The following is an 18,499-nucleotide window of genomic DNA, read 5'->3' as shown; positions in this document are numbered from 1 at the left end:
AATTGTATGAATTCACTTCATAACGAACAATTCAATCATTTGGAAATACAAAAAGATAAATTCGTTTATGTACTTTCTGAAAATATAGATTGTCAGTTTTTTAGATAATTACAAAAGAACTTTCTTCATACGATTTACCTTTTCACTATTTCAGTAGTGTTTTATTCGCTAATCGAATTGTATAATATACTTACATAATAAATTCAGGTAATTTTTGACGTATTATTGACAGGATTTTGTCTGAAATATGTCTTTTGTAATTTTTTTGAATTAGATTTCTCACATTTTAAAAACGTATTTTTCAAACATATAACATACTCTTATATCAATTATTATTACGTTTTTCTCTTCATACGCTTGACTTTCCTCTTGAAAAATGTCCTCGCATCAAATCCGGAAATACGCTAGATTTTTGTCAAGAGAAAAATGTATTTCCAAAATTCAAATCAATAATATTGTTATTCACAAATAGAAAAATCCTTTCCTTTTTTAGACTAAAAATTCATTTTTTCGTCATTTTTTCAAACTGCCTAAATAAAAAAGTACCGAGAATAGATTATATTCTCGGTACTTTTATCATTATTTTGTTGTATATTTTCTAACAGCCGGCATAATTTCAGTAGCAATTAATTCAATATTTTTCTCAATCTTATCAAATGGTACACCGCCAAAATCAATTTGTGCCATAAAACGTTGCTGTCCAAATAATTCATATTGGTAAAGCATTTTTTCAATAATTTGTTGCGGGCTACCAATCATTAACGCGTCACGGTGGTCTACTGCATTAGTAAATTGTTGTTTCGGATACCCACCACCGCGTAGCGCAAGCATACCAGCATTAATATGAGGATAATATTCACTAAGTGCATCTTGTGAATTTTCTGCTGTATAAAATAAACTTGTTGTCGCAATTGGTAATGTTGCTGGATCAAAACCACTTTGCTCAGCAGCTTCACGATATGCATCAACCGAAACTTTAAAATTAATAGCTGGGCCACCAAGTGTCGTAAGCATCATTGGTACACCTGCGTGCCCTGCCTTAATCGCACTAGCAGGTGGCCCTCCGACAGCACGCCAAATTGGCATATTGTTATTTTTAGCTCTCGGTATAACTGCCGCATGTTCAAGTGGCGTTCTAAACTGCCCTTTCCATGTTACACTTTCTTCTTTATTTATTTTTAATAAAAGATCCATCTTCTCTTCAAATAGTTCTTCATAATAATTTACATCGTAACCAAGTAAACTATATCCCCCAATACGAGATCCACGACCAGCAACGATTTCAGCACGACCATTAGAAATTAAATCAATTGTAGCAAAATCCTCATATACACGAACCGGATCTGACGTACTTAATACTGTTGCAGAACTCGCGATTTTAATATTTTTCGTAGCTTGTGCAATAGCTCCTAAAATAACTGTATGAGCTTGCGTTGTAAAATGCGCTTGATGACTTTCACCGACAGCAAACACATCAATTCCAGCTTCATCTGCTAACTTGGCTGTTTCAATTAGTTCATGAATTCTTTTTTCTGCACTTATTTTCGAACCATTATGCGGATTTAAAATATGATCTCCAATTGAATATAATCCAAATTCAATTCCTTTACTTGTATCAATACGGTATTTTTCCATAGTTGCTCTCTCCCTTTTAATCAAGTGGTATTAATTTCTCTTCAATCTCTTTTCTTCTCTCTTCTAAAAATGGTGGTAAATCCAGCTCTTTTCCTAATTCTTCAACTGCTGAATCTACTGTAAATCCTGGTCCATCCGTCGCAATCTCAAATAAAATGCCATTTGACTCACGGAAATATAAACTTTTAAAATAAAAGCGATCGATGATCCCTGTTGATTGGAACCCTTTATCTTTCACCGCTTCATTCCAATAGCTCAGTTCTTCATCATTTTTTACACGAATAGCTAAATGATGAATACTTCCTTTTCCAGGTCTTTCACTCTCTCCCACTTGCTGTTTCACCAAAATTTCTCCAAAAGATTGACCAGCAATAGATTGATAAATCCCCTCATCGTCTGAACGAGATACTTCTTTATAACTAAACAAGCCTGTTAATGTTTTTGATAATTTATTTAAACTGCGCACTGTCATTTCAACTGTTCCCATACCTAAAATACGATGATTCTGCTCTACAGAAGATTCATCCCATCCAGTCCAATATTCAGGCACCTCTTCACCGTTATTATTTAACAGCACTAACCGTAGGCCATCTGAATCTTCAAAGTGCAGTGCGTCTCTTCCGGCGTAAGTTGTAATTTCCCCATGCGCCACCTGGAGCGACTCAAAACGTCTCTTCCAAAATGTAAGACTTTCTATTGAAGGTACGAGCAAGCCTATTTGTGTTATTGCATTTGTACCACGGATTGTTCTTCCTACATTCGGCATTTCAAAAAATGATAATTCAGTTCCAGCACTCCCTGTTAAATCGCCATAAAACAAATGATACATAAATGGATTATCTTGATTGACTGTCTTTTTCACTCGGCGTAATCCTAATACTTTTTGATAAAAATCATTATTTGTTTTCGCATTTTTTGTCACCATAGAAATGTGGTGATGCCCTGGAATTGTATACATAATATTTCCTCCTCTAACCATCACTTGATTAGTCAATTGATGGTGTAAAAAAAATTACTCATGTGGTAATTCTTTTTTTTCACTATGCTTATGAACTTTTGTCATTAACGCGTATAGTATTTTCTGTTCTTCCTCATCTAATACATCATCAAAAAAGGATGATTGGAATGCAAGTTGCTCTGGCAATGCTCCTTCTAATACTGCTTCACCCTTCTCAGTAAGGCTAATCATTTTTGTTTTCCAATCTTGTTTACGTACTATATACTCTTCTTTTTCAAGACGTGTTAACATTCTAGAAATACCACCTTGCGTCACAGTAACTTTTTCGGCTAACTCCATTTGTGTAAGGGGCTGATAAATCCGTATTTGCATAAGTACATCAAATTGAGCTGTCGTCAAATCAAAACGTTTCAAAAACTCATTTGACATCTGATTACTTTGGTTCGTAAACCGTATTAGGCGTAACCATATTAACGATCCTATCGTATTTTCACGCATGTTTCATCACTTCCTAGCGTTGATCTTACTATCACTTTACCACTCAAGTGATAGTAATGCAAGTAGAAATATGTTAAAAACACCTCCCAAAATCATTATTCTTAACTTTCCATTTCATTCATTGCTATATTTAAAGCTGCCACAGCTTTTGGCCAACCAACGTAAAAAGCCATATGTGTTATTAATGCAACTAATTCATTCTCCATCATCCCATTTTGTTTAGCTAGCTTCAGATGAAATGGTAATTGTTCTGTATTACCAAGACTGATTAGTGCCGACAATGTACATAAGCTTCTTTCTCTTAATGTTAAAGTGGCATCCCGCCACACTTCTTCAAACAATATCTCTTCACTATAATGAGCAAATGCAGGTGCCATTTCTCTCATTTTCTTTTGAATATAAAATTCAATTGGTTCATTCATCATTTTACTCCCCCTTCCTCTTCACTAGTTGTGCCACCCCTTGACCAAATGACCAGTTTTCAGCAGCTGTCTCATTTAGTGTAATAAAAATATCAGCGCTACCGATGTTTGAACATTCAGATATTTTATGTGATATCGATTGATATAACTCTCTTTTCTGCTTTATCGTTCTTCCTGGTCCACATGTAATAGAAACATGCATTATGTTCTCTGTTCTCTTTTCTTCTTGCTCTAACAAATAATATGGATTATAAAAAAATTCGTTTAGTCGATAAGGTAAAAACATTTGAAAATAATCATTTTCAGGGATGTTAAAATGATCAATTAATGACAGATGAATACATTCACTTATCTTTTTCAACGTTTCTTTATTTAATATATTTTCAGGATAATAAACGTTTACAAAAGGCATATATTCTCATTCCTTTTTCTTATTTTGGCATTCAAGAAGATTTTATTGTGAAATGTGTAAAATCTCATATATTGTAACATTGTCCATTACATCTATTTCAGGCTTCTCATTATAAAAATTGAATTGACTATAACCCCATTTATCTGGATTATAAACTATTACATTACCTAAACACTTTTCTGTATTTTGTACATTTTCGTTCATTGTATTTAATTGAGTACCAATCAATGATTTACTTTGAGAGATACTTCCTTCACATTCAACAACATATCTACTTTTCTTAAAATCATCACTTAGATTAACAACTAAAGGAACACCTATATTTATTTGTTGCCATCCAAATGATTGTAAAATATTATCGTAATATCCTTCAAAGATAAATTTATTCATCCCTTCATGACTATTCCAAATATATAAAGGTGCATAACAATTATAGAAATTCCCATTCTTACCCGCCTCAGCAATTAAATAGGCTTTAAAATTCAGTTCTTGAAAACCATCTGTTTTATACCCATTTGCCTTTACCCTTTGCCTAATAATCTCCATGTCATAATCCTTTGGCAATATGACCTTATATTGCATTCCAATCATGTTTATCACTCACTTTCGATATTATATACATAATGATAAATCGATGTTGGATCGGTGTAAAATAGGTATAAATTATGCTTGCTATCATTTATAATGATACCGTATAAGGGGCTGAAATGAATGGAAATAAATGATCTTATCATATTTAAAACTGTAGCGAATGAGGGCTCTATTAGTAAAGCTGCTAAAGAGTTAGGTTATGTTCAACCAAATGTAACTGAGCGAATCAAAAAATTAGAACAAGAATTAGAAACAGCTTTACTACATAGAGATAACAAAGGGGTTTCACTGTTACCTTCAGGTGAAATTTTATTAGATTACACTAGCAAAATATTAACTTTATTAGAAGAAGCAAAAAATGAAATTAAAATGAGTTGTACATCTTATCGAATAGCGACGTCACAATCTATTTTAACTAATTATTTGAGTACGCGTATTAAAGAAAATTTCAGGAATTATCAAATATACATAGAAAGTAGTAGTCATTTGCAAAAACTGCTACAAAAGCAAAAAGTTGATATGGTCATAACTTATGAGGATTATCCTGACGCAGCGTTTAAAAAAGTATTCACCACTTCAATTTCTGTAGGCTTATTAAAAACGAAGGAACAGTGTACCATTGACTTTTCAAAAGAACTTTTCTTTGTTAGTAACGACAAAAAGTGCCCTTTTAGAAATATGACAATACAATTTCTAAAAGAAAACAATCTATCTCAGCATCAACTTCAACAGTTAGATTCTTATTCGCTTATTGAAGAATTCATCGCTGAGGGGAACGGGATAGCCTTTTTACCGATTAGAAATGATAAATTAGCACCAATTGAAGATATGCCAATAGAAAACCTATCTATTAATTTTTTTACGCATCGAGAATTAGAAAAAAAGATTCCCATTGAACTATTCAATTAAAACAATTGACTTTTTTAAAAATATCAATTTCATGAATTACATAAGCCAGACTTCTCTTTCTAGAAATGAAAAATCCCTCCTTTAACTTATCTAAAGGAGGGGGTTTCATACTATAACTTCACTTAAAACCTTTTCCACCCATTTTTTACATGTTCTGTTCCACCCCTGCACTCTTCTCCTTCTTACCCCTTTTAAAATTCTTCAACTTCTTAATCGTTCCAACTAATCCTTTTGGAAAAACTAGTAGCACGATAATATATAATAAACCAAGTATAATCGTCCATCTTTCAAAAATCGGATACTCCGTCGCTAGTTCTGATAAATAGTATTTCAGTGATTCAATAATCCCAGCTCCAGCAATTGCTCCGATTAACGTTCCTACTCCCCCGATCATTGTCATCAATAATGCGTTTAGCGTCATTTCAATTGAAAATACCGTCGTATTTACAAAACGCAATGTGATAACGAATAAACCACCGCTAATTGCCGCTACTACTCCTGCCACTACACTTGCGATAATTTTATAATGGAGAACTTTATATCCAAGCGCTTCAACACGTTGTTCATTTTGTGAAATTGCATTTAATACTTTTCCAATAGAAGACTTTGTGAAAAGACGTAACAAAATGAAGATGCTGATTAAACATATAAGTGTTACGTAATAATACGTAAAACGATCACGGAATATATCTGGTACACGAAATGTAAATCCATCTCCTCCGTGAGTCAGCGAACGCCATTTTTCAGCAAGTACAAAAAACAGCTGAGAAATAGCGAGCGTTAACATTGCATAAAAATGACTTTTCAAACGTAATGAAAGCATACCGATTATATAACTAACGATAGCTGATACAATAATAGCGGCTGCTATTCCTATAAAAAAGTTCACTATAGACACCCCTTGCCGATCAAATAAGAGTGCCACACCATACGCCCCTATTCCAAAGAACATACAATGACCGAATGAAACAATACCCGTATATCCAAGGAGAACATCAAAACTCATAGCGAAAATAGCAAAGATGAAAATTTGAGTGAACAAAATTAACAAGCTCCGTGAATCATTTACGAATGGAAATACACTTAAACAAATGAGCATAAAAACTCCGAAGTATACTTTAATTCGACCCGATATGCTGTTCACCATGTCACCCCTTTTCACCAACGAGTCCCGTCGGCTTCACTATTAAGAAAAATAGTAACATTAACATATTAATTGCAAGAGATAAATCTGGTATAAAATACGCTGTAAAAGCACCGGCTAATCCGACGATTAAAGAAGCTAGAGCTGAACCTTGTACACTACCTAACCCTCCAATTATTACTACTATAAAAGCTAAAATCGCATACTGCATGCCCATCTCGGCGAAAATAACGCCTGAATATGGTGCAAGTAGGAAACCACCTAATGCTGCCATTCCTGCTCCTAATAAAAAGACAAATGAGAATATCGCTTTTACGTTAATACCGAGAGCTTGAACCATCTCTTTATCCATTACACCCGCGCGAATCATAAGTCCTATCTTTGTTTTTTTCAGCAATAATAGTAAAGCGATGTAAATTAGTATCCCAACTAAAATAACGAATAGGCGATATTTTATTAAGATAACTCCTCCAAATGTAAAACTTCCTTGAAGCCATAACGGTAATTTTGCAGCAATTGGATTAGGACCCCAAAATATTTTGATGCACTCGCTAAGAACGAGCATTCCTCCGAGTGTAACGAGAAGCTGCCGAACATGGTTTCCATACACTGGTCTAATAAGAAATCTTTCTAAAATGAAACCAAGAAACATACCCATAGCGACTGCGCCAATTAGCGCTAATAAATAACTATCTGTCATATTAAATAACCAAACGCCTGTAAATGCTCCCCATGCAAACAAACCGCCATGCGCAAAATTTAGTACGCTCATTAAACCGAAAATAAGTGATAGACCAGACGCTAATAAAAAAATAAGCATCCCTGTCGAAACGCCGTTTACAAATAAGTTAATTAGCACATCCACGTTCTATCCCCCCGTATCAATGTTAAGAAATACCTAAATATTTATAACATGTTTCCTTATCCTCTCGCAGTTCCTCCATGAAACCGTTATGCACAATACGCCCATTATCCATAATGTAAAAATAATCACCGATTTGACTAGCCATCATAAAATTTTGTTCAACAAGTAAAACAGTCGTTTTTTCCTTCATTTTCAAAATAGCTACCATTAATTTTTCTATCATTATTGGAGATAGCCCTTTACTCGGCTCATCAATAAGCAATAGTCCATCACTATTAATAAATGCTCTTGAAATTGCCAACATTTGCTTTTGTCCCCCACTTAATAGTCCACTTTTTTTATACCAAAATTGCTTTAAATCTGGAAATAGTTCGAGCATCCATTCTATCTTCTCTTCAGCTTCTTCCCCATTTTTTCCCCTAGCAAGTGCGAATGTCTCTTCTACTGTTAAATCATGAAAAATACCTTGATTTTCTGGTACATACCCTATACCTTTTCTTGAAATTAAATGTGTAGATAATCCATTTACTTTTGTGTTATCATAATAAACTTCTCCATTTGCTATCCGGTGAAACCCCATAACCGAGCGCAATGTTGTTGTTTTTCCAGCTCCATTTCTTCCAAACAATACTGTAATCGTTCCCTTCTCAACCGAAAGGGACACTCCTTGTAAAATATGAAACTGATCTAAATACGTCTCTATATTATTCACTTGTAGTAGTGCCACTATATAATCCCCCTAAATAAGCACTTTGTACTCGTTCGTCTTTCATCATTTCTTCTGGCAATCCTTCAGCCAATAACTCACCATGAAATAAAACGATAAGACGATCTGATAAATCTAGCACCATATCCATTTTGTGTTCGATAAGTACGATTGTGCTCTCTGGATTCTTTTTAATATTTTCGATTACTTGTAATATAGCCGGAACTTCCTCAACTGAAATACCTGCTGTCGGCTCATCTAGTAGTAATACATCTGTCTTTAATGCTAACAACATAGCAAGCTCTAACTTTCTTTTTTCTCCGTGAGCTAAATCCTTAGCTAATACGTCCCCTTTCTCGTGAAGGAGTACTGTCTTCAAAAGACGTCTCGCTTCTCCAGTTTGCTGCTTTAACTTGGCTGCATTCGGAAAGAAACTGTAATAATCCTGAACAAACGATTGAACACTTAGACGTACATTTTCAAGTACTGTTAGCTCTGGAAAAATATTTGTCAACTGAAAAGAACGACCAATGCCCAAACGCGTTCGATCTGAAATTGATAATTTTGTAATATCCTGCCCTTTAAAATAAACTTCACCTTTCGTCGGAGAAATTTGCCCACTTAGTAAATTGAACAGTGTTGTCTTTCCAGCACCATTCGGTCCAATAATTGAAATGAGCTTTCCTTTTTGTACCGTTAAATTAACATCCTTAATAACATGATGATCCCCAAAAGATACACAAAGATTTTTCGTCTCTAACAAATGTGTCATGAAATCCCTCCCACTGAAAACCATGTTTATGAAAGAAATAAGTATAAAGAGGGTATCCCCTCTTTATACAAAAACAACAGAAAATTCAGTCTATTTATTCTGAATTGATGGTTCTGTCTCTTTCATCGTTAATTCTCTCTCTAACACTGGTACTGGATAATCAACACCATCTTGCTTTTTCAGAGTTATAGAATATAGAGTTTGTAATGCTTGATGATCCTTCTCTCTAAATTTCATCTTTCCTTTCGGTGTCTCAAATTCCATCCCTTCCATTTTCTTAATAAGTGTATCTACATCTGTATCGCCCTTCGTTTTCTTTACAGCTTCGACGATAGAAATTGCTGCTGACATTCCTCCTGCTGTAAATAAATCTGGAACAGCACCATTAAATCGTTTTTTATGTTCTTCTACTAACCAATCGTTCACCTTATTCTTTGGAAGTGAGTGATAATAAACGGAAAACCCTTGCATCCCTATTAGCGCATCCATCGTTTTTAATGCTGGTATATCAGGTGCACCAGTAGAAATTTTAATACCTTGCGCTTCTACATTCATATCTTTCAACTGTTTCCATGGTGAATTCGCACCTGCCCAAACGATAAATAGATAATCTGGTTTTGAGCTAATAATATTTTGAATATTCGCAGTGAAATCAGTTGCATTCGTATCCGCGTATTGCTCGTTTACAATATTTGCACCTAATTTCTTCGCTCCAGCTTTAAATGCAGCAATCCCCTCACGACCGTAAGCATTATCTTGTGCTAGCGTTGCTATTTTCACATCTTTTTTAGCAATTGCCGCAGCACCAGCGATTGCATCTTGAGATGAATTTCTACCAGTCCTAAAAATATATTTATTCCAGTTCTTCCCGGTAATACTATCAGCAACAGCTGGTTCTACAACCATTATTTTTTCATATTCTTCAGCTAGTGGTAAAACCGCTAATGTATCACTTGAACTAGATGATCCGACTAAAAAGTCAACTTTCTCCTCTTCTAATAACTTTGTAGCTTTTTTAACTGCTACATCTGCTTTCGTTTCTGTATCTTCTACAACAAACTTAATCTTCTTTCCTTCGACTTTCCCTGTTCCACCAGTTGCATAGTCTAACCCTAATTCAAATCCATTTACCGTTTGTTTTCCATATGATTCTAATGGACCTGTTAACGAAGCAAGAACCCCTACCTTAATCGTTTTTTCATCTTCTGTACTTGTCTTCTTTCCTGAACAAGCTGCCGTTACTAACAATGAACCTAAAACACAACCAGTCAACATCATTTTGAGCCATTTACGTTTTTTCATCGACATCGTGATTCCCCCCATACTTTACTTTCTGATAGAATCAAACACGCCAAAGTACCCCATCTGTAATTATGACTTTTTCTTTAAACAAAAATAAACCAGGTTGTTAATATTAATGTATTTTCTCCGATTTCCATTGAATACCTTTACAATTTGATATAAATATTTAATTCCTATATATACAAGCATTCCCACACTATTAAACTTCTATCCTTTCTAACAAGTATTTTGAGTCTCCAGTATTAATTTGCTTTCTTAAAAAATTGAATTCTTTGGAGTAAACCATCTGTAATTATTATATTTCCTTGGCTATCTACATCTATTCCTTGTGGTGAGAAAAACTGCCCTGACATACCATTAAAACTTCCAAAAGACTCTAAAAAGATTCCATTTTCATTATAAATATTCACACGATTATTAGAAGTATCTGTGACATAAACCGTATTATTTATATCAATTTCAATTCCTATTGGCAAAAAGAGATCTCCTGGACCCTCTCTCCAATTTTCTAGTGGATCTAAGTTTCCTGCCCCATGATTTGTACCCCATTTAGTAAGAAATTTACCATCGTTATCAAATTTTTGAATCCTATTATTGATCCGATCAACAACATAAACATTATCTTTTGAATCAATTGCTAATTGCATAGGTTGAGAAAACTCTCCCTCTCCACTTCCCTTTCTCCCCCACTCTTTCATATATACAAAGAATGGATTAAATTTTTGAATACGATTATTTTCTGAATCAGCTATAAATATGTTTCCTTTACTATCAATAGCTATTCCAGATGGAAATTGAAAAAATCCTGGTAATACTCCAAATGAACCATATGAAGCAAGCACTATCCCTGAATTAGTAAACTTTTGGATACGATGATTTACAGAATCAGATACATACACATTGTTGTAACGATCCATTGCAATTTGTCTTGGAACAAAAAACTGTCCTGGAAGACTTCCGAATCCAAGTGGTCCACCAGCACCAAATAAACTTCCCCACTTCCCAACAATCTTTCCAGATATATCATATTTTAAAATTCGATGATTAAAGGAATCAGATACAAAAACATTCCCATTCGTGTCTCTTTCAACATCATAAGGTCCTGAATATTGTGTATTTCCACTCCTTTCATTACCTATGATTTTCTTCATTATCGCTGTTAAACCTACCCCATTATATAAAAGTACACGATTATTTCCCGTATCCGTAATATAGATATTTCCTTGACCATCCGGAAGAACTTGATTGGGATAAACAAACTGAAAAAAGTTACCTACTGTATATAAAAATTGATCTTTATTTGTAAATTTCATTATCCGATTGTTATATGTGTCTGCTACATATAGCGATCCAGATATTGAATCGAAATTTATTCCTCTTGGATGATAGAATTGATATGGGCCTAAACCTGCAATTCCATTTCCGATTACTCGCTGAAACTCCCCGTTTTTATCAAACACTTGAATACGATTGTTATATGTGTCTGCAATATAAATCTCATCTTGTTTATTTATCGCGATTCCTTGTGGTAAAGCCAATTCTCCATTCGCCTTTCCATAATTCCCGATTGTTTGAATATACTGCCCATCCGGGCTATATTTTTGAATACGATGATTGTATTCATCCGTAATATAGTAATTGTTATCGCTATCTACTGCAATTTCCCTAGGAAACGAGAACTGCTCATTTCCTTGACCTTTCGTGCCCCAACTTTTAATAAATTGAAACTGCTCATTAAATTTTTGAATACGATAATTCGCTGTATCCGCAACTAAAATATTACCTTCTTTATCAACAGCAATACCAAATGGCATATTAAACTGCCCCGGACCTTCACCTAAAGTTCCTATAGCGTCAACAACTTCTCCATTCTTATCTATTTTCACAACCCTATTATTTCCCATATCAACAACATACAAGAATCCTTTTGCATCCCTTGCCATTGCCACAGGCGTCCTTAATAACTTAGAAGTATCTAGCTCACTCCCCCATGATTTCACATATTTTACAGCTGAGGCACTTCCTACAGAAGTAAACATTCCTAGACTCACAGTAACAATGAAAAAACAACATATAATTTTTTTTATAAAATCCATGCTTACTACCACCTAATCACAGTAGCTGCCCAAGTATACCCAGTACCTGCACTAACCGCTACTGCAATATCTCCAGGCTGTAATTTCCCTTGTTCATTTGCAATGTGAAGACCGATACACGGATCAAGCGCTGACATATGCCCATGATGATCTAAATATACAACTTGTTCTTCTACTAATCCCAATCCTTGTAACAATTCTATTAACATAGAACGTTTTGTATGCAGTGGTAATAATACTTTAATATCTTTGGGAGTTAATCCACTTTTTCTTAACGCCTCCCGAATAACCTTTTCAAAATTAGGAGTTGAAACCAGATCTAAACGTTCTTTCATACTAATAGGATCTATTACATCGATATAATGTTGTCGATTCTCAACCGTATCATAGCTAGCAATTTGTTTCGATCCACCTGCTGGAATACGTACATCTTCATGAAATGAACCATCCGTTATAATAGCACTTCCTAATATTTCACCGTTGCTAGCGCCTTTTTTTACTAAGGCTGCACTTCCGCCATCAGCGAAATTAAACATGAAACGTGAGCGTGGATTATCATAATCTACAATTTGAGATTCTTTACATCCACCTACTAATAATATGTTTTCAATTGATTTATCAGAGTAGAGCATATCTTTTGCGACTTTGAGAGCAATTGGAAAGCAAGAACTAACATTCATAATTTCAAAAGCATAAGCATTCTTCAATCCAAGTTCATGCTGAATTTTTGGGGCACTAGACCATACGTGGTAATCTTTATGTGGACTGCCAAAATAAATGACTACATCAATAGATTGAGGATTAACTTGTAGTAATATTGGCTTTGCAGCAGCAATAGCTAAATCTGATGCATGCATCGTTTCGTCTGCGACATGCTTTTCATATAGCCCAAATTTTTCTATAATAATATTCTCAGGGATACCTGTTTTTTTAGATAGGTCTGCAGCTGTCTCTACGCCTTTTGGGAAGAATACTCCTGTCGCTTCAATCCCGATATTCATTAGACTACTCCTCCTTCTTTTGGCACCATCATAGTAGCTACACCTGTTAAAACTAAATCTCCTTTTTGATTATGACACTCTGTTAACAACTTTATTACTCTCTTTTCGATAATAAACTCTTGTACTGTAGCCATAGCTGTAATCGTATCTCCTATAAAAACTGGTGTTGTAAATTTAATAGTTTGTTCCATATAAACAGAACCCTTTCCTGGCAAATGTACTCCTAACAATTGTGATAATAGACTAGAAGTTAATAAACCATGTGCTATTCTTTGATTAAATCTAGTTTGTTTCGCATACTCATGATCAATATGGATTGGGTTAAAATCCCCACTTAAACCTGCAAATAGTACAAAATCTGTTTCTGTTATTGTTTTACTACAAGATGCTTGTTGCCCAGCGCTATATTTGGTCATCCCTTCACCTACTTTTCAATTGATTAGCTAACTGTACTTTTTGAATTTTACCAGTTGCATTTTTAGGTAATTCCTCTAGAAATACAATTTCTTTTGGAATTTTATATTTTGCTAGAAATAGAAGACAATGTTCAATTACTTCTTTTTCAGTTAATACACTGCTACTCTTTTTCACAACAAAAGCGATTGGTATCTCTCCCCACTGTAAATGTTGTGTACCAACGACCGCTACCTCACATACATCCGAAAGCCTATTAATGACTTGTTCTACTTCAAGTGGATAAATATTTTCACCACCTGAAATTATCATTTCTTTTTTTCTACCGACAATGTATACAAAACCATCTTCATCAACTTTAGCTAAATCACCAGTATGTAACCAACCACCTTGAATAGTTTCTTCTGTTGCATCTGGCCGATTCCAATACTCTTTCATTACATTTGGCCCTCTTATAATTAACTCTCCAACTTCACCAACTTCAACTTTATTTTTATTTCCATCGATAAGTACATAATCACAAAATAGAACAGGTTTTCCAATTGAGCCTACTTTACGTCTTGCATCTTCTTCTGCAAGCATGAATACTGTTGGTGATGTTTCAGTCATACCAAAACCTTGACCGAATAAAAATCCTCTATCTATAAATTCTCTTATCAACTCTTCTGGACACGGAGCACCGCCATTATAAAACCAACGTACTGATTGTAAATTCGTACTTTCAAACTTTGAACAATTAATTAATGCTTGATGAATTGTAGGCACTCCCATCACTACAGTCACTTTATGTTTTTCTATCATGGAAAGCGCTGTGATTGGCTCAAATTTTCTTGGAATAATGATTATTCCACCTGCAAATAAAGTTGGGAATGCGAATAAACCAATCCCACCAATATGAAATAAAGGCAATAATACAATGGAGCGATCATGAATAGTTAGGTCAATCGCAAATGTATTATTGAGCGCATTCCAAAACATATTTTTTTGTGTAAGTACAGCTCCTTTCGGTGTTCCTGTTGTTCCCGAAGTGTAACATATAATAAAGGATGCGCTTTCATTTATATCCTCAAAATAGTGGTTGTTTCTATTTTCTATTCGCTTTAAATTTTTTATCGAAAGAACTCTTTGTACATATGATTCCTTCTCCATTGAAAGTGCCATATTTTGAAATGTTTCCTCTACAAATAAAACCGTGGTTCCACTATCTTTCAACTGAAATATAAGTTCATTTTCTGTTAACCTTATATTCAGTGGAACAGCAATGCATTCTACTTTCGCTATAGCAAATAAAAGCACAATATATTCCAAGCTATTTTGTGATAAAATAGCTACTCGCTCTCCTTTTTGCACATTTAAGTCGTAAATTAAATATGCTGCTACTTTACTCACATACTCATGTAACTGTTTATATGTTATTTCCTCTTCTTCCGTAATAACGGCAATGCGATCAGGATGTAAATATGCTCGTTTTTCAATCCAATAAGCAATGCCTTCCATATTTACCACTCCCTTATCTCTTTCTCAATCCTTCAAATATTAATGACATCGCTGCCTCAAATACCTTCTCCGGAACCTCCTTCTCTTCCCAATACCCCCAGCGCATTCCTAGAAATTGACCAATTGACATAAGACAATACGCAATTGTTTCTTTATCAAGTTGTTTAAACTCTCCCGCTTCCATACCAGCCGACAAACTTTTTAAAAATCCATTTGCGAGCTTTGCATAGTACCATCTATATAAATCATCATCAACAACTACCGCCTGTTGTACAATGTTATATAGATTAGGACGATCTTTTACCCATCGAAAAAATGCCTGAAAACCTTTTCTTTGCGCCTCTTCATAACTTGATATCCCCTTCATTTCTTCTTTAATAATTAAGCGTAACTCACGGTTCAATCTACGAATCAATTCATCAAATATATCTTTTTTAGCTGGAAAATAATTATAGAAAGTTCCGTGCGCTACCTTTGCTTCTTGCGTAATATTCACGATAGAAGCCTCATAATATCCTTTACTACCAAACACCTCTTCTGCAGCACACAATAATTTCTCTCTCGTTTCCAGTCCTTTTGTTGTTAGTTTTTTTACATCCATTACTATTTTTTCTGACACCTGAATCACCTCTTAGGTTTGATTATAAATATATTTTTGAATTTTACAATTATTTTCATTAGACAAAATCCGCCAAGTATTTTTCTACATACAAAAAAGACTAACTTATCTTTAAGTTAGTCTTTTAATCTTAATTAGAGCTAAGTTCCACTTTCTCTAACCCTTCAGCCAATTGTTTCTTATCTAACCCTTCCCCTATTACCACCAAGTTTGTCGGGAAACCGAAGTCTTGTTCCAGTAAAGTTGGTACCCCAAACGAATATTGGAATAAGTGAGGGTATTTATCTCCATGGAATTTCACAAAACCTTTCACACGATAAATACTATCTGGTAAATTCGAAAGCCATTCATACAATTTCTCTTGATCAATCGATTTCGTAAATTGATACGTCATTGTTTGTATATGTAAATGTTGTTTAACATGAAGTGTCTCGTGTTCTCCATCACTCACAAATTCAGCTTCTTCTATATCATTCAAAGATATATTACAATACTTTGTTTCAAACAATTTCGCATGATTATTTATTTCTTTTACTTCTTCAATTACTTTTTTCTTATCCTCATCTGTTAATAAATCTGATTTATTAATAAGAATATGACTTCCATATTTCATTTGCTCATGTAATAGCTGTTGTACATTTGCACTTAATATACTTCGGTTTAACCATCTTACTGCATCTAATACGACTACTATAGATTTCACTTCAAGGAAAGGAGCTAAAATTGGTGATACACATGCATCTAACACTTCAATTGGATGTGCGACGCCTGTTGTTTCTATATAAATTACATCTGGTCTTTCCTGTTGATATAAAGAATGTAATTGTATTTCAAGCTCTTCTTTTAACGTACAACAAATACATCCTTTCAGAAGTTCCCTTAACACATTCTCTTTTCCAATAATATCTGTATCTACCGAGTATTCACCGATTTCATTCATTAACACGGCAACTTTTCGATTTTTCTTCTTTTCTGCTAATAATAAATTTTGCAGCAATGTTGATTTTCCGCTACCTAAAAAACCACCTAATATATGAATTTCTACTTTACTCATTCGACCGACCATCCATTTCTCTACTTCAAATTTCTTCAAAGCGTAATTATTACGATTTATATTTATCATTTTATTAAAAGAATACCTATTTGTAAACAAAACTGCTAGATTATCGTTTCATTTTCATTCACTTCATGAGCAACTCTAATTCCAGACTCAATCGCTCCTTGCATCCATCCATGTGTTAACGTCGTATGTTCTCCTGCAAAGTGCACCCTGCCAGCTGGCGGCGTAATATATGGAAATACTTCAAGCTCTTGCCCTGGTTCAAAAGCTGTAAATGCTCCGCAAGAATACGGATTTTGACTCCAGCTAAAAGATTCTCCTGCAACATACTCACTATAAACCACGTTTCCATATATTTGCGCTAAATTTTTCAACGCATAACGAATACGTTCTCTATGCGAGAGACTATCCCATGTTAATGCTTCATCTGCCCAAGTATAACTTGCTAAAACGATCGCTGCCCCTGGTGTATGAATGCCGTAGCTCGGATAATATGTAAAGCGGATAGGTAAATCTGTAATGGACTTCCCACCATATTGTCCTGCTCTTTCCCAAAACCTACTTTTAAACTCTATCGCAATTTTAGTTGAAGCAATATAATTTAATTCACGAATTGCCCGCCTTTTATGATAAGAGAATAAATGATATGGCTGGACTTCTACAAATCGCAAAGCTGAAAATGGAATTGTGACAATAGCGATGTCACCAGTTACTATAAATGAATTTAACGTTTGTTCATGGGTTACTTGCAGCATTACTTTATTATCTTCCTGTATAATTTTTTCTACTTTATACGACATAAAAATATTATCCTTTAGTTCTGGTAAAAATGAATTTGGTAATTTATCCATCCCGCCCGTTATCTCATAATATTTCGTCGTTGAAGTGAAAAAGATCATTTCGCGTAATACTTCAATTAAAGACATTCCCATGTATGCTTCCATATCAAGAAGTACTCCGATCATATCTATTGCTCCATCTGAATAATACTCAGTTAAAAATGAAGCGAGCGAATATGTTTTATACTTTTTTTCAACAATAATCCAGTTTTTATCAGGATCTTTCTTAATATAATTAAGTATCGGTTCCAATACCTCTAACATTAACCCTTCTGCCGTTTTCCCTCTTTCTTTATCTAAAACTGGATATCCAATTACACTTGGATCCTTTTCAAACACATCCAATCTCGTTCTTTTGTTATTCGTATAAATTATATCTGAAGAAGTTTTATTAATAAAAAGGTTTAACGGTAGTTTAAATTTACGAATGTAGGCTAAAGTTAAATCATGAGTATCTGGAATACGCATAGGACCTGCGTTAAAATATAATCCTGCACTAAATGGTTCACGAATCGTATACACCCTGCCACCTATTCTGTTATTTGCTTCTATAATCGTTACCTCATGCCCAGCCTCTTTTAATAAAGATGCTGCAACTAATCCAGATATCCCTGCACCGGCAACTGTAATCCGTTTGGGGTTATTCGTTTTGGCAAGCCCTTCATGAACAATTTGAAGCATTTGTTCCATTGATAATGGATTCCCCATGCCAATTCCCCTTTTACGAAGGATTTTACTGAATTATATTCGTTTAACAGG

General features: G+C 34.4%; 19 protein-coding genes. 1 reads left to right on the top strand and 18 read right to left on the bottom strand.

Annotated features, from left to right (window positions below):
- Positions 1–579 precede the first annotated feature (579 nt).
- The 6 genes from MHI07_RS09115 to MHI07_RS09090 form a co-directional block, all read right to left on the bottom strand.
- Positions 580–1,635, bottom strand: a complete 1,056-nt coding sequence (locus MHI07_RS09115) for an LLM class flavin-dependent oxidoreductase (protein WP_016104557.1) — start codon at positions 1,633–1,635, stop codon at positions 580–582.
- A 16-nt stretch (positions 1,636–1,651) separates the two neighbouring features.
- Positions 1,652–2,593, bottom strand: coding sequence for a ring-cleaving dioxygenase (locus MHI07_RS09110; RefSeq protein WP_340823199.1), 942 nt, complete (start codon positions 2,591–2,593; stop codon positions 1,652–1,654).
- A gap of 54 nt (positions 2,594–2,647) precedes the next feature.
- Positions 2,648–3,091 carry a MarR family winged helix-turn-helix transcriptional regulator gene (locus MHI07_RS09105; RefSeq protein WP_002158279.1) on the bottom strand — a complete coding sequence of 148 codons (444 nt, stop codon included), beginning with the start codon at positions 3,089–3,091 and terminating at the stop codon, positions 2,648–2,650.
- Between the two features lie 101 nt (positions 3,092–3,192).
- Positions 3,193–3,516 carry a carboxymuconolactone decarboxylase family protein gene (locus MHI07_RS09100; RefSeq protein WP_002200858.1) on the bottom strand — a complete coding sequence of 108 codons (324 nt, stop codon included), beginning with the start codon at positions 3,514–3,516 and terminating at the stop codon, positions 3,193–3,195.
- A 1-nt stretch (position 3,517) separates the two neighbouring features.
- A complete protein-coding gene (locus tag MHI07_RS09095) occupies positions 3,518–3,925 on the bottom strand; it encodes a tautomerase family protein (protein WP_002158281.1) in 408 nt (135 codons plus the stop codon).
- Between the two features lie 42 nt (positions 3,926–3,967).
- Positions 3,968–4,516, bottom strand: coding sequence for a DUF4865 family protein (locus MHI07_RS09090; protein WP_002158282.1), 549 nt, complete (start codon positions 4,514–4,516; stop codon positions 3,968–3,970).
- Between the two features lie 120 nt (positions 4,517–4,636).
- On the opposite strand from MHI07_RS09090, the gene MHI07_RS09085 reads away from it, so the two are divergent.
- Positions 4,637–5,425, top strand: a complete 789-nt coding sequence (locus MHI07_RS09085) for a LysR family transcriptional regulator (protein ID WP_002158283.1) — start codon at positions 4,637–4,639, stop codon at positions 5,423–5,425.
- 145 nt (positions 5,426–5,570) lie between these two features.
- Here the strand turns inward: MHI07_RS09085 and MHI07_RS09080 are convergent, their stop codons facing one another.
- The 12 genes from MHI07_RS09080 to MHI07_RS09025 form a co-directional block, all read right to left on the bottom strand.
- Positions 5,571–6,524 (bottom strand): branched-chain amino acid ABC transporter permease, encoded by a 954-nt coding sequence (locus tag MHI07_RS09080; protein WP_002158284.1) that lies wholly within the window; start codon positions 6,522–6,524, stop codon positions 5,571–5,573.
- A 49-nt stretch (positions 6,525–6,573) separates the two neighbouring features.
- Positions 6,574–7,434: a branched-chain amino acid ABC transporter permease gene (locus tag MHI07_RS09075; protein ID WP_002158285.1), complete on the bottom strand. Its 861-nt coding sequence runs from the start codon at positions 7,432–7,434 to the stop codon at positions 6,574–6,576.
- Positions 7,435–7,456: 22 nt separating this feature from the next.
- Entirely contained in the window at positions 7,457–8,161 is a 705-nt protein-coding gene (locus MHI07_RS09070; protein ID WP_340823191.1) for a branched-chain amino acid ABC transporter ATP-binding protein, read from the bottom strand.
- Complete coding sequence (locus MHI07_RS09065) at positions 8,139–8,912, bottom strand: ABC transporter ATP-binding protein (protein ID WP_078180881.1); 774 nt, start codon at positions 8,910–8,912, stop codon at positions 8,139–8,141. The genes MHI07_RS09070 and MHI07_RS09065 overlap by 23 nt, the downstream gene beginning before the upstream one ends.
- A 90-nt stretch (positions 8,913–9,002) precedes the next feature.
- On the bottom strand, positions 9,003–10,220 hold the full coding sequence (locus MHI07_RS09060) for a substrate-binding domain-containing protein (RefSeq protein ID WP_016104548.1): 1,218 nt from the start codon (positions 10,218–10,220) through the stop codon (positions 9,003–9,005).
- A 236-nt stretch (positions 10,221–10,456) separates the two neighbouring features.
- Complete coding sequence (locus MHI07_RS09055; protein ID WP_340826891.1) at positions 10,457–12,253, bottom strand: 6-bladed beta-propeller; 1,797 nt, start codon at positions 12,251–12,253, stop codon at positions 10,457–10,459.
- Positions 12,254–12,315: 62 nt separating this feature from the next.
- On the bottom strand, positions 12,316–13,311 hold the full coding sequence (locus MHI07_RS09050; RefSeq protein ID WP_002158289.1) for a 3-oxoacyl-ACP synthase: 996 nt from the start codon (positions 13,309–13,311) through the stop codon (positions 12,316–12,318).
- Positions 13,311–13,727: a MaoC family dehydratase gene (locus tag MHI07_RS09045; protein WP_340823187.1), complete on the bottom strand. Its 417-nt coding sequence runs from the start codon at positions 13,725–13,727 to the stop codon at positions 13,311–13,313. The genes MHI07_RS09050 and MHI07_RS09045 overlap by 1 nt, the downstream gene beginning before the upstream one ends.
- Before the next feature lie 4 nt (positions 13,728–13,731).
- Positions 13,732–15,222 carry an o-succinylbenzoate--CoA ligase gene (locus MHI07_RS09040; protein WP_340823185.1) on the bottom strand — a complete coding sequence of 497 codons (1,491 nt, stop codon included), beginning with the start codon at positions 15,220–15,222 and terminating at the stop codon, positions 13,732–13,734.
- 13 nt (positions 15,223–15,235) lie between these two features.
- A complete protein-coding gene (locus tag MHI07_RS09035; RefSeq protein ID WP_340823183.1) occupies positions 15,236–15,841 on the bottom strand; it encodes a TetR/AcrR family transcriptional regulator in 606 nt (201 codons plus the stop codon).
- 130 nt (positions 15,842–15,971) lie between these two features.
- Positions 15,972–16,895, bottom strand: coding sequence for a CobW family GTP-binding protein (locus tag MHI07_RS09030; RefSeq protein WP_340826890.1), 924 nt, complete (start codon positions 16,893–16,895; stop codon positions 15,972–15,974).
- A gap of 104 nt (positions 16,896–16,999) precedes the next feature.
- A complete protein-coding gene (locus tag MHI07_RS09025; RefSeq protein ID WP_340823180.1) occupies positions 17,000–18,448 on the bottom strand; it encodes a flavin monoamine oxidase family protein in 1,449 nt (482 codons plus the stop codon).
- Positions 18,449–18,499 lie beyond the last annotated feature (51 nt).

The organism is Bacillus sp. FSL H8-0545, from assembly GCF_038006105.1.
In the GTDB taxonomy this organism is placed as follows: domain Bacteria; phylum Bacillota; class Bacilli; order Bacillales; family Bacillaceae_G; genus Bacillus_A; species Bacillus_A cereus_U.
This window is presented reverse-complemented; position numbering and strand designations above follow the sequence as displayed.

What these genes read in the sequence shown, in the direction of transcription:
- MHI07_RS09025 (WP_340823180.1), bottom strand. Translation starts at nt 18,448, where the DNA reads ATGGGGAATCCATTATCAATGGAACAAATGCTTCAAATTGTTCATGAA.
- MHI07_RS09095 (WP_002158281.1), bottom strand. Translation starts at nt 3,925, where the DNA reads ATGCCTTTTGTAAACGTTTATTATCCTGAAAATATATTAAATAAAGAA.
- MHI07_RS09045 (WP_340823187.1), bottom strand. Translation starts at nt 13,727, where the DNA reads ATGACCAAATATAGCGCTGGGCAACAAGCATCTTGTAGTAAAACAATA.
- MHI07_RS09065 (WP_078180881.1), bottom strand. Translation starts at nt 8,912, where the DNA reads ATGACACATTTGTTAGAGACGAAAAATCTTTGTGTATCTTTTGGGGAT.
- MHI07_RS09105 (WP_002158279.1), bottom strand. Translation starts at nt 3,091, where the DNA reads ATGCGTGAAAATACGATAGGATCGTTAATATGGTTACGCCTAATACGG.
- MHI07_RS09050 (WP_002158289.1), bottom strand. Translation starts at nt 13,311, where the DNA reads ATGAATATCGGGATTGAAGCGACAGGAGTATTCTTCCCAAAAGGCGTA.
- MHI07_RS09115 (WP_016104557.1), bottom strand. Translation starts at nt 1,635, where the DNA reads ATGGAAAAATACCGTATTGATACAAGTAAAGGAATTGAATTTGGATTA.
- MHI07_RS09090 (WP_002158282.1), bottom strand. Translation starts at nt 4,516, where the DNA reads ATGATTGGAATGCAATATAAGGTCATATTGCCAAAGGATTATGACATG.
- MHI07_RS09030 (WP_340826890.1), bottom strand. Translation starts at nt 16,895, where the DNA reads ATGAGTAAAGTAGAAATTCATATATTAGGTGGTTTTTTAGGTAGCGGA.
- MHI07_RS09110 (WP_340823199.1), bottom strand. Translation starts at nt 2,593, where the DNA reads ATGTATACAATTCCAGGGCATCACCACATTTCTATGGTGACAAAAAAT.
- MHI07_RS09055 (WP_340826891.1), bottom strand. Translation starts at nt 12,253, where the DNA reads ATGTTTACTTCTGTAGGAAGTGCCTCAGCTGTAAAATATGTGAAATCA.
- MHI07_RS09060 (WP_016104548.1), bottom strand. Translation starts at nt 10,220, where the DNA reads ATGTCGATGAAAAAACGTAAATGGCTCAAAATGATGTTGACTGGTTGT.
- MHI07_RS09080 (WP_002158284.1), bottom strand. Translation starts at nt 6,524, where the DNA reads ATGCTCATTTGTTTAAGTGTATTTCCATTCGTAAATGATTCACGGAGC.
- MHI07_RS09085 (WP_002158283.1), top strand. Translation starts at nt 4,637, where the DNA reads ATGGAAATAAATGATCTTATCATATTTAAAACTGTAGCGAATGAGGGC.
- MHI07_RS09040 (WP_340823185.1), bottom strand. Translation starts at nt 15,222, where the DNA reads ATGGAAGGCATTGCTTATTGGATTGAAAAACGAGCATATTTACATCCT.
- MHI07_RS09100 (WP_002200858.1), bottom strand. Translation starts at nt 3,516, where the DNA reads ATGATGAATGAACCAATTGAATTTTATATTCAAAAGAAAATGAGAGAA.